Genomic DNA, 13,074 nt, shown 5'->3' on the forward strand with positions numbered 1-13,074 from the left:
GTGAGGGTTCTCACCCAGTTCGACCGCTGCCAGGGGGTTTGAAAACTCTCGCGATCAAGCGTGAGGGGTAAGTTCCGATTAAGGAGCGTCAAGGTAGCTTGCAACTATCCATGCGGGATACCAAAGATGCGACGGGACGACCGAAGCCAGCCAGTACCGTGCTGCGCCGCCACCACAGCGTAGGTAAGTGACCCGCAAGAGCGCTCAGGTTGAAGGTAACGCGCTTGTACTCTATCCATTCGCCGTCCACAAAGTGTCCGGTAATTTCCCCAAAGCGTTGGCCCGCATCGTCTACGTCTGGATTAGTAGCAATGGTACTTTTCCAAATACGCTTTTGAACGCTGAAGCCGAAGTGACCGCCAGAAGATGCCAACCATAGTTTGTCTAAAGCGTGGAGGTCGGAACAGGGAATTTGCTCGCTTTCTCCTGGCTCGAAGGAATCAGCAAATTCTCCTGGTCCAACGTTTTTGAGCATGAGTTTGGCTGTTTCTTCATCCGCTTGTTGCCACTGCCTAGCGCCTAAGAAATCTCGCAGTTGGGCATAATTTTTGTAGAGCGCTTCTACAGTAAGGGAACCAACTTGACCATCAGCTACAAGATTTTGGTCTTTTTGAAAAGCTTTTACGGCGGTTTCAGTTTTAGGGCCGAATTGACCATCTGGGTTGCCGGGATGCCAATCGGGGCGCTTCGATTGTTTAGATAAATCAATCAACCGCACTTGCAATTCCCGCACATCTTGTCGCGCTGCTGCCAACCCATCGCCTGATTTAAGAATGCTTTTCCATCCCAACATACTCTGAACCTCGTGATTTCCTTTGTACCTGAACCCATTCTGAGCAATCCTATGGGCGCATGACCAGTCGCATCTTTGAGTGTCACTCATTTGAGGGACAAGAAATGTGGGGTCGATTCTTCTCAAGACGATAAAGGGTCTTTTAGGACAGCAAAACTTTTCTGTTAGTTAGCTGTCTCCTACTTCCAAATATACTACTAGGCGACAAAAATTGTCTGACCGTTGGTAAAACTTGTAAAGTCATAGGTTGTGCTACCCGCTATTAGTTTTTCAAACTCGGAAGTTTTCATAGTGCCATTACTACTTCTAAAACCCACCGTTGTCCCCAATATTTCAACGGTATAGCTGCCTGATGTTAATTCCAGCGAGTCTCGATCCTTCCCGCCATAGAAAGTAGCAGAACCAGAACCCCTGATATAATCTGTACCTTTTCCTAAAAATATGTTGCCCAAGCTAGAAAAGCCGCTATCAGTAATGATGGAGTCCGCGCCATTACCAGTATTAATGGTACCGCTGTTGGCGATGGTCGCGCCAAAGCGAAAATCAGTCCTAATGCCAAGAATTATATCATCACCGTCGCCAGTATTGATGGTGCCGGTATTGAAGATGGCGCTGCTGTAAGTGCTAGTGCCAGTGATTATATCGTTGCCATCCCCGGTATTGATGGTGGAGGAATTGGCAATGGCGTCGCCCTGAGTTGAAATGCCAGTGATTGTGTCGTTACCCTCGCCGGTGTTGAGAAAAGAGGAATATAAAACTGTGCCAGAATACCCACCAGTGCCAGTGATTGCGTCATCCCCTTCCCCAGTATCAATGATGGAACCATTGATGGAACCAAAACGTAAGCCCATGTATTCGCCAGTACCCGCGATCGTGTCATTACCGTAGCCAGTCTTTATGATGATCGGGCTTTGCAAGTTGGGGTTGTTTGAGTTATGCTCGATTCCTACGCTCAAAAAACCCTGGGCAATGCCCGTGATTATGTCATCACCACCACCCGTATCAATGGTGCCTCCTTCGTTGAAAATGCCATTACTCTCACGATCGCTCGACCTGTATTTTCCTTGTCTGTAACGGAGGCCAAGGATTAAGTCGTTTCCCTCACCCGTATTGAGCGTGCCCGTGTTGTGGATGCCACTGACCCTGTACTCGTAAGTATCAGGAATTAAGTTGCCGTAGTCTGCCGCAGCAACGATTAAGTCGTTACTATCAGCAGTATTTACGGTGGCACTGTTGTAGAAACCGCTGATCCTTGTCGGAGTGCTGTTGATACTGTTCTCCCTGCTACCGAGGGTTAAGTTCTCGCCCGCAAGAGTATTAGCGAAGCCGTTATTAAGTATTCCTTCCTCGCCAGACACGCCGATCGAATTACCCTGCTCGGTAAAGGTTATACCTGAAAGTTCGATTGGCATAAGAAGACCTCGGAATTAGAATTAAAGCGAAACAGTATTATATGTAACCCTTATAGGGGTATCACGCTTTATAATATTTCATTCTGTATAATTTTATTTCTCAAGATAGCCCAAGCTATTTGATGAAAAAGCTTACTCGTAAAACTTTTTATATCGCCAATAATTAATTACTGACGACTATGATTATAACAGTGAATGGTTTTAACAGAGAAATAAAAATTGGTTGTATATTCAACTTCAAACAATAGTTTTAAAGCTGAAGTTAGGGTTATTTGGACAAGATAGATTGACAGGGTTGTTGCAGATTACAGAAACGGTTTCTCGATCGAAAACAACCATTGGGAGGATTTTCATATAAATTTAACCTTGCTCCGTTTGCTGTTTATTTCTTGTAAATTAGCGGTAAAAAAAAACGTTATAAAAATGCAACGACTGTGCCTATTACTGTCAAGTAGTATTCGCCAATTTAAATCTTGTCCCCTGAGAAAAACTGATTTCACAAATGATCACTTTACTACCTCTAAAGCGAGCTGAAATCTTCAGAACCGATGAGATTGGGAGCAACACGTATCAAAGAAGCTAAAACTTCACCGCTGCTGGCTACTGTAATTAAGGTGCCGTCAGTTCCTGGCGAAATTGATAGCTGTCGGAAGGTCAAGCCATTGATTAATTGCACGGTATCTTGAGACTTGGCGAAATCAGCGATCGTATCAACTCCCAATCCGGCACCTAAAACAAATACATCATTGCCCGCGCCGCCGACTTGAATATCCTTTGCCAAACCGCCGTTTAGGGTATCAAAACCTTTGGCGACATTGAGGATATCGCTGCCGTCGCCCCCGACAAGGATATCGTGGCCCTAACCGCCTTGGCGGTTGCTGTACTATCGCCTTGGCATTGTAAATCTTAGCCCGTTAGCAATCTGGCGAATGTGTTCCTTATCGGCAGACAACATGAGGTGATTGTAGTTTGTCCCATTCAGGCGAATCGGTGTGGGATAGCGGACAATCAGCGTTGCCATTCTTTCCAGTGTCCGATCTTGGTCAGAGGAAGGCAAAATTAAACAGGCTGGGCGACCCTGGATTTGTAACCTCTGCACCTGGGGACGAGTACCATAGGGATTTAGTCTATGATTCAGTGCATCCTTACAAACATTCTGAATCGTTGACGGTGACGACAACCCGGTTATCTGGAAGAATCCATCAGCACCGCTGAAGCGTTCTTGATAGCCCTTGGTAGGTTGCCAATTGCTGGGGTAGTTCAAGCTAACGCCATACGTCGAATTCTTGTATTGCTTTGTACTGGAAGCAGGTCTACGTGAAACTTGATTGTGACCAACTGATGGGGAAAGCTGACTACTACTGCTATCTGGGGAGAGTATTCCCGTTAGTGGCACGAAGGTTAAAACTCCTAGACTACACAAGAGTGAATATCGATAAACAATGTTTTTCATGGATTTTCTTGAAATACTCTACAAGGCTTACGCAAGCAGCCAGAAATCGCCCTTTTTTTAAGGACTGTTTAGTTATTCAACAATCTCTGTGAGGAACAATCCCAAACTGTTTTACTGATACCTTCCATTCGCATTTACCTAAATCCGGTTTTTATAGCATTTCTCAGATAAATGAGGTATGTAATAAGGCTTAAAAATCTCGATATTCAGGTAATCTCGTGTACCTCATCTTTTTAAGAAAGGCTATTGGAACGGTAGCCTTAGAAATTCGGTTTGCTAAACACCTACCCGATTCGAGCTGCGGTACTGCCAAATATAAACTGAAAAACTGCCTCCTGTAACCCAAGAGGCAGTAAAAACGAGTGCGGGCAAATGCTTGAAGTTAGGCAGCGAAAGCAGTCAGCACCAAGAACGTCACCAACAAGACAGCACCGGCACCTTGAAGGGCGTAGCGACGCTGCTGGTCGGGTGAAGGGTACTCGGCGTAAGAAATTTTGGGTACGACGGCGTAGTTGTTGAGGGTTCCGTTTTCGTCGGTGGTGTACATCGCTTGTTCTTCCTTTGCTTTCTTATGTAAATCAATGTAACAAAGTGTTAAGTGATGTAACAGTGACTTGACACAAGCTCATGAGTGATGTTTGTCACCGACGATCGACAAGTGTGAAGATTGCAGGAGTCACTTGCCAAATGGCTGTCCCCACCACTGCCAGCATTCTTTGTTAAATGGCGACTTCCATTTATAGATAAGCTCTGACTCCAGTTGTAGTCGCTGTTTTCGATTAACTGGCGCTCCGTACCAAAACGCAATAGCCACAGCCACATCCAGGGAATAACGGCGGTGCAGTTCGATGTAGTTGGCAACGTAGCTATGGCAATCATGGCTCATCCACCGTTGTTTGGGAGTGCGGTGTGTTTCTCCCACATACAGCAGCAAGGGAAGCAGGGTGGATTAATTGTCGAAAAAATAAACTAAGCCGATCGGGCAATTTGATGATGCTACGTGAAAGATTTAACTGGTTTGTCTGGACACTGAAAACCGAAAAGCAACTCACAAAGCTTTTCGACCTGGGTGGCCATCAATCTTAAAGCTTGTGGAAGAGTATTTGTACCATTCATCCGAGCGAGCGATACTAAAAATTGTCTAACCGTTGCCCAATTAGCAGGTGAGTTGCCACCGCGATGAATACAGTTATCCTCATTTAAGGTCACCTCTTTAACCCAATGCAGTCGATTCTCAATTAGCCAGTGTCCCCGAATTGCATCGGCAAATTGATGAGCCGACCAATCCAAACTACTTAAATAATAATGTGTTTCATGGAAATCAATCAATCGACGACGACTTTTTTTCCCTTACCATCTGCTGCCAGTTCTCTCGATCGCAATTATGTGTTTGGCGCCTGCCCACAGGGGTAATAATTGAGGAGCGATGGCATAAATTGTGGTGATTCGAGTTGTTGTGCGTCCATGTAGGTGTTCGTGGGTTTGATTTTTGTCGCTCTCACTCTGAGATTTGACTACTTTTTGAGCGACTTTAAACCGATTTGATTGATTCTTTTTGGGTAGTGAAGCATAGTAATGGTAAGCTGGTAAGCGAGGATATTCAACCATTGCATTGGTGCAATTTGGTAGTTTGTGCATCATTACAATGCCTCTCTTCGCTCTTGACCATTACTATTCACCACTACCAAAAAAATTAGATGTATCCTCCCGAACTTTCATATCTGCCATGTAAGGTATGCAGCCACTTCCCCGAAGATGATTTTTCAAAAGTAGAGATATGTTCCCCATAATAATGACATGAGGTTTGCTTTTTCCTGCTTTTGTATAGATTTTCCCGTGCCTGTACTCGTGTTTGATCGGACTGACTTTCTCGGCTGCTAAATAATCTTCAGGAGAGACGTAGGTGTCGCTTTTACTTGCAACCATATAATTTTGAGGTTGGTGAGGCACAATTATAGCCGTAGCTTGCGGGGCGGGACGCCATCGCCCTTTTTCACCTTTCCCCCAAACTTTTAACGACGGCGCGGGGCCGGAAGCCTCGCGCTATTGCCATTTTGCGGTTGCTGTTTTTCTTGCAGCTTCATCGTCAAACTAACCCGCTTTAACTTCTCATTCACCTCCAAAACCCGCACTTTCACAACTTGTCCGACCTTAACAATCTGTTTGGGGTCATCTACAAAGCGATCGGCTAATTGAGAAACGTGAACCAAACCATCTTGGTGCACCCCCACATCAACAAAAGCTCCAAAGTTAGCTACATTCGTGATTATTCCTTCTAATTCCATGCCAACTTGCAAATCGGATATTTCTTTGATTCCTGCTTGGAAAGTGGCATATTTAAACTCGGCTCGCGGGTCTCTTCCCGGTTTTTCTAGTTCGGAAATAATGTCTCGGAGTGTTGGTTCTCCTACTTTTTCTGTGACATATTTCTTGATGTTTACAGTCTTGATTTTTTCCGAAATTTGTGTTATTTCAGTCAGCGGCAAGTCTAAATCCTTGGCGATCGCCTGCACTACAGGATAACTTTCGGGATGAACTGCTGTATTGTCCAGGGGGTTTTCGCCGCCGCGAATGCGGAGAAACCCGGCTGCTTGTTCAAAAGCTTTTGGCCCGAGTTTGGGAACTTTCAGGAGTTGGCGGCGATTTTTAAATGCGCCGTTTTCGTTGCGGTAATTGACGATATTTTTGGCAACTGTTGCCGTCATTCCCGATACAAATGTCAGCAGTTCTTTGGAGGCTGTGTTTAAGTCAACTCCGACATAATTAACGCAGCTTTCGACTGTTTCGTCGAGTTTCTTTTTGAGCAATTTTTGGTCAACATCGTGCTGGTATTGACCGACTCCTATTGATTTCGGGTCGATTTTCACGAGTTCGGCGAGGGGGTCTTGCAAGCGCCGTCCGATGCTGACTGCGCCGCGGACGGTGATGTCGAGGTCTGGAAATTCGGCGATCGCCACTTCGCTTGCTGAATAAATCGATGCACCGGATTCATTCACCATGACTTTAATTGGTTTCCTTTCCATTTCTGCCAAAACTTCCGAAACAAATTCGTCTGTTTCCCGGGAAGCTGTACCGTTGCCGATCGCGATTAATTCAATTTTATATTTTTCAATTAAATGCTTGACAATTTTACCAGCTTGCTGGCGCTGACCTGCCGCTTGGTGGGGGAAAATTGCTTGATATTCTAAAAATTGCCCGGTTTCGTCAAGGGCGGAAACTTTGCACCCCGTGCGAAATCCCGGATCGATCGCCAATGTGGGTTTCATTCCCGCCGGCGCCGACAGCAGCAACTCGCGGAGGTTGGTTTCAAAAGTAGCGATCGACTCGATATCAGCGATGGCTTTGTTGTGCGATCGCACTTCTGTAATTAACGAAGTCTTCATCAGTCTGTTGAAGGCATCCTTCAAAGTCGATCGATAAAACTCTTTAACTTCCGGTATCCTAGTTCTAATTTCCTGAGCTTCCAAATAAGCCATCACTGCGGATTCATCAAACGCCAGTTCCAAATCTAAGACTCCTTCCGTTTCCCCGCGAAACAGCGCTAACATATTGTGCGACTGAACGCTTCTCGCTGCAACTTGATAATTGCGGTACATTTCAAATTTAGTGCTTCCTTCCGGAAAATCATCTTTAATTTTCGAGACAAAAACTCCTGTTTTCATCAAAAATTCTCGCAAATAAGCGCGCAATTCTGCTTTTTCCGAAACCGCCTCCGCCAAAATATCCGCAGCACCTTTGAGAGCTTCTTCTGCTGTTTTCACTCCCTTTTCTTCCGAAATGTATTTAGCGGATTCCGCCTCAAAATCTGCTGGTTTAGCCGTCGGTAAGTTCAGACATTTGATAAAATTCGCCAGCGGTTCCAAACCTTTTTCCCTAGCAATTGTCGCTCGCGTCCGCCGCTTGGGTTTGTAAGGCAGATAAAGGTCTTCTAGTTCGTTTTTTTGCAAACACGATTCGATTTTTGCTTGCAGTTCTTCAGTGAGTTTCCCCTGAGAGCTAATCGTATCTAAAATCGACTTTTTGCGCTCTTCAATTTCCGTCAGATAGGTGAAGCGATCGGAGATGTCGCGCAACTGAATTTCATTCAACAAATCCGTGCGTTCTTTGCGGTAGCGGGCAATAAACGGAATAGTTGCTCCCTCGGCGAAAAGTTCCAGAGCATTATTGACTTGAGACAGATTAATGGAAAGTTCTTGAGCAATCAGTTGAGGAATGTCGATCATAGTGCAGAATTTCGGATCAGTCGATTTGAGATTTAAGAGGTGAGATTGACTTCACAAAAGAGAGGAAGAAAAGTTGGCAATCAACGTTTTACAGGGTGTTGGCGCTCGTCCTGCAAGTATTAAAAAAATGATGTTAGCATAAATGCAGTCATTTCTCAATATTATATGTTGCTTTTTAAATATCCTGTGCCGCAAACAGAGCCGCTGCGATCGCCCAGATAAACGCTGCCGACGATGTACGATTTACCCAGCGAAGACCCGGAGGAACCTGGTTTGCGGGACGAATTTCACGATTTGCAGCCGCAGTTGTTGAGCCTGACGTTTCGGCCTCGGAATTATCCAGCTTCTGAGATATTTAGCGGCACCGACATGAACCTTTATTAGGACGTGCATCACACTCTGTGGCACCAGCGGCCGGATTGGTTTGGAGTTGTGGGAGTTCCCCGACTTGACGATCGCTCCGAACAGCGGATGAGTTACGTTACTTGGCAGGAAGGGGTGAATCCTTTGGTAATTGTAGAACTGCTTTCGCGGGGAACGGAAAAAGAAGATTTAGGCGACAATACCGATGAAGAAAAGTTGCCACCTCAGTCGGGAAACGCTGCGGGTAACGAGCCAGTTTTGGAGGCGGAGACGAAGGAGGAACCGCCGATAAAATGGGATGTTTACCAGCCAAATTTGTGGGTTTCTGTTTATGCTGTTTTCAGCCGCTATACTAACAAATTGCGAGTGTTTGAATTGAACGGCGGACATTATCAAGAATTAGAATTGCCCTAGTCGCGAGTGTGGATGGGTGACCTAATTTTGGGCTTGGGTTTGTGGCAGAGTTTCAGGAAATCGATCGACTGTGGCTGCGCTGGTATGATGTTGATGGCAATTGGATTCTGACTGAAGCGAAACAGCAACGGCAGCGGGCCGAGTCAGCGGAAGCTCAATTGCAGCCTTTAATTCGGCGGCTGCGGGAATCTGGCATCGACCCCGATCGATTTTTAAACGGTTAGAGAAAACTGAAGTCCTGACTAAAAACGGGTTCGCAGTCAGGACTTTAGTTTTTTTTTACTTCAACATAAGACTCAAGGCCTCACTATACACAGGCTTTAACCTTTGATCGAAACTTGATTGGTTGCGGCTTGTTTGTTTGTTGCGGGTACTCTTTGCGGTCAATTCATCCGTCTCGACAGAGTGATGCAAATAAGCTTTACCGACAGAACCGAAAAGTTGCAGTTTGTCAGAAATGACCCATCGCATGGCATCGATAGCTTTTTCCATTATTTCCAACAAATCCGGATGTGCCTCAGAAATGCTACTTTTTAACACGTCCATATAAGCTTCGCGAACTTCTGTATTCACATTAAATTTCGATACTCCGAATTGAATACATTGATGAATCATTGATTCCGACAAGCCGCTAGCACCGTGCATCACTAACGGCACTGAAACAGCAGCCCGGATTTTTTCCAAACGAGGAAAATCTAGTTTTGGTTGGCTTAAATATTTGCCGTGAACGTTACCAATTGTTACAGCTAAAAAATCCACCTTAGTTTCTTTGATAAACTCTACTGCTGCCACTGGATCGGTCATCCTTGCGGCTTTCTCATCGATTGTCAAACCCTCTTCCCTGCCACTAATTCTGCCGATTTCTGCTTCAACTGCCGCACCGTTAGCGTGGGCTAATTTAGTCATTTCCCGGCTAAATATTAAGTTTTGTTCGTATGGCAAAGGAGAACCGTCTGCCATAATGGATTTAATGCCGGCGGCTAGACCGATTTGAATGTCTTTTTCTGAGGTGCCGTGATCTAAGTGTACTGCGATCGGCACAAAAGATGCGCGGGCCGCTTTGAGGCACAGCGCGACTAAAGGCGATTTTCCGTATAGGAGGGCGCTGGGGTGAAGTTGCAGTATAGCAGGACTGTGCAGCGCTTCGGCCGCTTTGATGACGGCTTTTACTCCTTCTAGGTTGTAGACGTTAAAAGCACCGATCGCATAACCACTTCTCAAGGCTGTGTTCAGCAATTCTCTAGTTGAGGCGAGCATATAGTACCTACTTTAAAAACTTTTCTGAATGTTGATCATTCTATCAAAGTTCTAGGCCAAACTCAGCTTGATTTGTGTTTATTTTAATTGCGAATTCTTCCGCTAGTATTAATTCTGAATGTCGATCATTATATCAAAGTTCTAGGGCAAGGTCAGCTTAATTTGTGTTTATTTTAATTGCGAATTCTTCGGCTACGATTTAGGTGAAGTGCATTTATTTTTGGGTTGGGTAAGGTGCGCTAGGCGCACCCTACTATTTTTTTGGTGCGCTAGGCGCACCTTACTCCTTAAGTGATTTACTATTTTTGCGCGTTACCAGCGTGCAAACCGCACTCTTTTACGGTCGCTTCTTCCCACCACCAGCGACCTTCGCGTTCGTGTTGGTTCGGCAATATCGGCTTCGTACAAGGTTCGCAACCAATACTTATAAAACCGCGTTCGTGCAACTTGTTGTAAGGCACATCCAAAGCCCGAATGTATTCCCAAACCTCTGCGGAAGACCAGTTTGCTAAGGGGTTGAATTTAATTAATTCATGGTCGGGAGTGGAGAATGCAGTGTCAACTTCAATAACTGGAATACCGTTGCGGGTACTCGGACTTTGGTCTTTCCGCTGACCAGTAATCCAAGCATCGAGAGTATTCAGTTTGCGGCGCAGCGGCTTGACTTTCCGCACGCCGCAGCATTCTTTGTGACCGTCTTGATAAAAACTAAACAATCCCTTTTCTTCTACTAGGGCTTGTACTTCTGCTGCATCGGGAAACATTACTTCTAATTTAATGCCGTAATGTTTTCTGACTTGATCCAAAAACTGATAAGTTTCTGAGTGCAGCCGTCCGGTATCTAGGGTAAAAACGCGGAAATTTTTGGTAATTTTTGAGGCAAGATCGATCAGAACTACATCTTCAGCCCCGCTGAAAGAAATCGAGATATTGTCAAAATTTTCTAGGGCAAATTTGAGAATGTCTCGCGGTGTTTTTTGACTGTATTCTGCTTCTAGCGCGGCAATGTTGAGATTTCTTTGGATGGCAACCATATTTTCGGGTTTTCGGTGTTCTTTTCCTCTAGCCCTTTATTATAGCCGATCGCCGTCTCTCCCTCACCGACTAATTTGACAATCAAGCAATGTCATCCGGGGCCCCCGGATTCATCCGTGAAACGAGAAAAAAGCTCCGAATGCTCATCACCAGCCCCCGGATTTATCAGTGGGAGCGCTTTCTTCAATTGTAAAATCTAAAATCTAAAATCTAAAATCGATTGACCGCATCTTGCAGCAGTCTTTGCTGCTGGGCCCACGATCGAGATCAAGGATGGCGATCGCCTGCGGGTAGTAGTTTTGGTGAACCCAACACTCCTCTACTGGGTAAAATGGGATTGCCGCGCGCTCCATTGAATTTGCCCCCCAATTATAAATCGCACACAATAAAATTCTTTCAATGTCCTTGTTATCCTCCTCTATTTTGACTTGTCTCATTAATAAAATAATAGCGCTCACTAAGCGATATTGTGCTGTATTTTAACTAAGAAAAATATTTTAACACCAGTAACAACGCCGCTATAACTACTTTTAAGTTGCTGTTAGTGGCGCTAATTAAAAAATTACTCTACCTTTTTTAGGCCATGCTCTAAACTAGGTGAGTGGGAATAAAGCTAAAACAATATCATAGCAAATCCGGCTTTGGTCTTCCCATCGATCCTTCTACTAAGACCTGTGGGTTTACCAACCGCAAATTACCAACGATCCATTACTAATTGCCGATTTATTTATTCAGAGTGATTCCGTTAGCAAAGTAAATTTTTATCGCTTTTTAGGGCTGACCGCCAAGCTTCAGCCATACGATCGGCTATATTGTATTTAGAAGTACATGAATTTGTCCGCAAAGCGGTATAGTCTCATCGCCGCCGATCGCGCCAGCTTCTGAATAAACGTAGTCCGCTGTCAATAACAGCAAGGAAGTGTGGAATATGTCAAAAATTTTAGTCGTGGACGACGTTAAGAGCGAACTTGAAATCATCTGCCGCATTCTTCAAGATGCCGGAATGGATGTGATCCGGGCAGGCGACGGCGAAGAAGCGATCGCCATGATCCGCAAAACCCCTCCGGCTCTGGTCGTTTTAGATGTAGTGATGCCACGAATGAACGGGTTTGAAGTGATCAGAGAATTGCGGGGCGATCGCGCAACTGCAAAATTGCCCGTAGTATTTTGTACTCATAAAAACACCGAGATCGATAAAGCTTGGGGAACTGATTTAGGCGCCGACGCTTACGTTAGCAAACCCTTTGAACCTCAGCAACTCCTCCACATAGTGCAGCGTCTGCTTTCCGCGTAATCCGAATATAAAGCGATCGGCAGCTTTCCAAAAAATATTATACCGACAAACCCCGTTTTTTTTAAGAAACTGGGTTTTTGAAACCCATAAAAGTTTTATATTTAATGATAGCAACCTGCTTGTTTGCCAACCGGCGGTTTATTTAACATAAACATTTGACGCACCAAAACTGATGCAGAAAAACTAGATCGGCGATCGACTTTAGGGTCAAAGCAAAATTCTAATTGGTAAGCTACACTATAAACAAAAAATAAGCCATGAAAATAACGGCTCCCACGGCTGGGGGGAATCAGACAAGTATAACGAAGCAATTTCTCCTGTTCGGTCAGGGAGGCAGTCTGTTCGGCATAGAATTAGAGGCAGTGCGGGAAGTCCTTTCCCTCAAGGAACAACCGATTTCCCTGGTTCCCAACACCCTGCCATTTTTGCTGGGATTAACCAACTTGCGGGGCGAAATCTTAGCAGCAGCAGACTTCGGACTGTTCGTCGGTATTGAGTCGGTTGACATCTACCACCCAAACAGCCGCATCTTAGTTGTAGAAGCGCCCGATCCGCGAGACGTGAGATTGTTGTCGAGAATCCGCCTGGGATTAGCCGTTTCCCGCGTCGAAGGAGTTTTACCTCTCCATCCCGATCGCATTGTCTCAGCACTAGATGTGAGTCCCGACCTAGCTCCATTCTTAAAAGGTCTGTACAATTCCGAAGGACGCTTGCTAATGATTGTCGATGTAGAAGCGATCGCCCATTCCGAACGCTGGTAAAAATCCACCATAAACGTAAGTCTGCAACTGCTTTGCATCAATACATTTAACTAACGATCGCCCGCATCC

Annotated in this window: 15 protein-coding genes and 1 pseudogene; 5 read left to right on the forward strand and 11 right to left on the reverse strand. The window is 45.2% G+C overall.

Annotation, left to right across the window (positions count from 1 at the left end; translation table 11 throughout):
* Nucleotides 1-88: 88 nt before the first annotated feature.
* The 9 genes and pseudogenes from QUA62_RS16960 to QUA62_RS16995 all read right to left on the reverse strand — a co-directional run bounded on the left by QUA62_RS16960 (nucleotide 89) and on the right by QUA62_RS16995 (nucleotide 7,881).
* Entirely contained in the window at nucleotides 89-793 is a 705-nt protein-coding gene (locus QUA62_RS16960; RefSeq protein WP_333405600.1) for a GUN4 domain-containing protein, read from the reverse strand.
* A 197-nt stretch (nucleotides 794-990) separates the two neighbouring features.
* Nucleotides 991-2,205 (reverse strand): hypothetical protein, encoded by a 1,215-nt coding sequence (locus tag QUA62_RS16965; protein WP_333405601.1) that lies wholly within the window; start codon nucleotides 2,203-2,205, stop codon nucleotides 991-993.
* Between the two features lie 520 nt (nucleotides 2,206-2,725).
* A pseudogene (locus tag QUA62_RS16970) lies at nucleotides 2,726-3,058 on the reverse strand (calcium-binding protein); the annotation flags it as partial.
* Nucleotides 3,059-4,040: 982 nt separating this feature from the next.
* Nucleotides 4,041-4,205 carry a photosystem II assembly protein Psb34 gene (gene psb34 / locus QUA62_RS16975; RefSeq protein ID WP_333405603.1) on the reverse strand — a complete coding sequence of 55 codons (165 nt, stop codon included), beginning with the start codon at nucleotides 4,203-4,205 and terminating at the stop codon, nucleotides 4,041-4,043.
* Nucleotides 4,206-4,334: 129 nt separating this feature from the next.
* Nucleotides 4,335-4,580, reverse strand: a complete 246-nt coding sequence (locus tag QUA62_RS16980) for a hypothetical protein (RefSeq protein WP_333405604.1) — start codon at nucleotides 4,578-4,580, stop codon at nucleotides 4,335-4,337.
* Nucleotides 4,581-4,654: 74 nt separating this feature from the next.
* Nucleotides 4,655-4,987, reverse strand: coding sequence for an ISAs1 family transposase (locus QUA62_RS16985; protein ID WP_445301675.1), 333 nt, complete (start codon nucleotides 4,985-4,987; stop codon nucleotides 4,655-4,657).
* Between the two features lie 21 nt (nucleotides 4,988-5,008).
* Nucleotides 5,009-5,299 (reverse strand): hypothetical protein, encoded by a 291-nt coding sequence (locus QUA62_RS29405; protein WP_445301676.1) that lies wholly within the window; start codon nucleotides 5,297-5,299, stop codon nucleotides 5,009-5,011.
* Nucleotides 5,300-5,329: 30 nt separating this feature from the next.
* The gene (locus tag QUA62_RS16990; RefSeq protein ID WP_333405605.1) at nucleotides 5,330-5,584 is read right to left on the reverse strand and encodes a hypothetical protein; all 255 of its coding nucleotides are present in this window, start codon (nucleotides 5,582-5,584) and stop codon (nucleotides 5,330-5,332) included.
* Between the two features lie 86 nt (nucleotides 5,585-5,670).
* Entirely contained in the window at nucleotides 5,671-7,881 is a 2,211-nt protein-coding gene (locus QUA62_RS16995; RefSeq protein ID WP_333405606.1) for a Tex family protein, read from the reverse strand.
* Nucleotides 7,882-8,115: 234 nt separating this feature from the next.
* Here QUA62_RS16995 and QUA62_RS17000 point away from each other — a divergent pair, with 234 nt between their 5' ends.
* From QUA62_RS17000 to QUA62_RS17010, 3 genes are read left to right on the forward strand one after another with little or no spacing between them, the layout of a single operon-like run.
* Nucleotides 8,116-8,265: a hypothetical protein gene (locus tag QUA62_RS17000; RefSeq protein ID WP_333405607.1), complete on the forward strand. Its 150-nt coding sequence runs from the start codon at nucleotides 8,116-8,118 to the stop codon at nucleotides 8,263-8,265.
* 3 nt (nucleotides 8,266-8,268) lie between these two features.
* Nucleotides 8,269-8,658, forward strand: a complete 390-nt coding sequence (locus tag QUA62_RS17005) for a Uma2 family endonuclease (RefSeq protein ID WP_333405608.1) — start codon at nucleotides 8,269-8,271, stop codon at nucleotides 8,656-8,658.
* 41 nt (nucleotides 8,659-8,699) lie between these two features.
* The gene (locus tag QUA62_RS17010) at nucleotides 8,700-8,882 is read left to right on the forward strand and encodes a hypothetical protein (protein WP_333220835.1); all 183 of its coding nucleotides are present in this window, start codon (nucleotides 8,700-8,702) and stop codon (nucleotides 8,880-8,882) included.
* A gap of 55 nt (nucleotides 8,883-8,937) precedes the next feature.
* Here QUA62_RS17010 and QUA62_RS17015 read toward each other — a convergent pair whose 3' ends face one another.
* Together QUA62_RS17015 and QUA62_RS17020 are read right to left on the reverse strand one after the other, a co-directional pair.
* Complete coding sequence (locus QUA62_RS17015; RefSeq protein WP_333405609.1) at nucleotides 8,938-9,915, reverse strand: class II fructose-bisphosphate aldolase; 978 nt, start codon at nucleotides 9,913-9,915, stop codon at nucleotides 8,938-8,940.
* A gap of 299 nt (nucleotides 9,916-10,214) precedes the next feature.
* Nucleotides 10,215-10,949 (reverse strand): phosphoadenylyl-sulfate reductase, encoded by a 735-nt coding sequence (locus QUA62_RS17020; RefSeq protein WP_190733564.1) that lies wholly within the window; start codon nucleotides 10,947-10,949, stop codon nucleotides 10,215-10,217.
* A 929-nt stretch (nucleotides 10,950-11,878) separates the two neighbouring features.
* Between QUA62_RS17020 and QUA62_RS17025 the strand changes: the two genes are divergently transcribed.
* Together QUA62_RS17025 and QUA62_RS17030 are read left to right on the forward strand one after the other, a co-directional pair.
* The gene (locus QUA62_RS17025) at nucleotides 11,879-12,244 is read left to right on the forward strand and encodes a response regulator (RefSeq protein ID WP_190662980.1); all 366 of its coding nucleotides are present in this window, start codon (nucleotides 11,879-11,881) and stop codon (nucleotides 12,242-12,244) included.
* Nucleotides 12,245-12,501: 257 nt separating this feature from the next.
* A complete protein-coding gene (locus tag QUA62_RS17030) occupies nucleotides 12,502-13,005 on the forward strand; it encodes a chemotaxis protein CheW (RefSeq protein WP_190662981.1) in 504 nt (167 codons plus the stop codon).
* Nucleotides 13,006-13,074 lie beyond the last annotated feature (69 nt).

The sequence above is a fragment of the Microcoleus sp. MON1_C1 genome (assembly GCF_036701945.1).
Classification (GTDB): Bacteria; Cyanobacteriota; Cyanobacteriia; order Cyanobacteriales; family Microcoleaceae; genus Microcoleus.

What these genes read in the sequence shown, in the direction of transcription:
- QUA62_RS17030 (WP_190662981.1), top strand. Translation starts at nt 12,502, where the DNA reads ATGAAAATAACGGCTCCCACGGCTGGGGGGAATCAGACAAGTATAACG.
- QUA62_RS17025 (WP_190662980.1), top strand. Translation starts at nt 11,879, where the DNA reads ATGTCAAAAATTTTAGTCGTGGACGACGTTAAGAGCGAACTTGAAATC.
- QUA62_RS17020 (WP_190733564.1), bottom strand. Translation starts at nt 10,949, where the DNA reads ATGGTTGCCATCCAAAGAAATCTCAACATTGCCGCGCTAGAAGCAGAA.
- QUA62_RS29405 (WP_445301676.1), bottom strand. Translation starts at nt 5,299, where the DNA reads ATGATGCACAAACTACCAAATTGCACCAATGCAATGGTTGAATATCCT.
- QUA62_RS17000 (WP_333405607.1), top strand. Translation starts at nt 8,116, where the DNA reads ATGTACGATTTACCCAGCGAAGACCCGGAGGAACCTGGTTTGCGGGAC.
- QUA62_RS17015 (WP_333405609.1), bottom strand. Translation starts at nt 9,915, where the DNA reads ATGCTCGCCTCAACTAGAGAATTGCTGAACACAGCCTTGAGAAGTGGT.
- QUA62_RS16995 (WP_333405606.1), bottom strand. Translation starts at nt 7,881, where the DNA reads ATGATCGACATTCCTCAACTGATTGCTCAAGAACTTTCCATTAATCTG.
- QUA62_RS16965 (WP_333405601.1), bottom strand. Translation starts at nt 2,205, where the DNA reads ATGCCAATCGAACTTTCAGGTATAACCTTTACCGAGCAGGGTAATTCG.
- QUA62_RS16990 (WP_333405605.1), bottom strand. Translation starts at nt 5,584, where the DNA reads ATGGTTGCAAGTAAAAGCGACACCTACGTCTCTCCTGAAGATTATTTA.
- QUA62_RS16960 (WP_333405600.1), bottom strand. Translation starts at nt 793, where the DNA reads ATGTTGGGATGGAAAAGCATTCTTAAATCAGGCGATGGGTTGGCAGCA.
- psb34 (WP_333405603.1), bottom strand. Translation starts at nt 4,205, where the DNA reads ATGTACACCACCGACGAAAACGGAACCCTCAACAACTACGCCGTCGTA.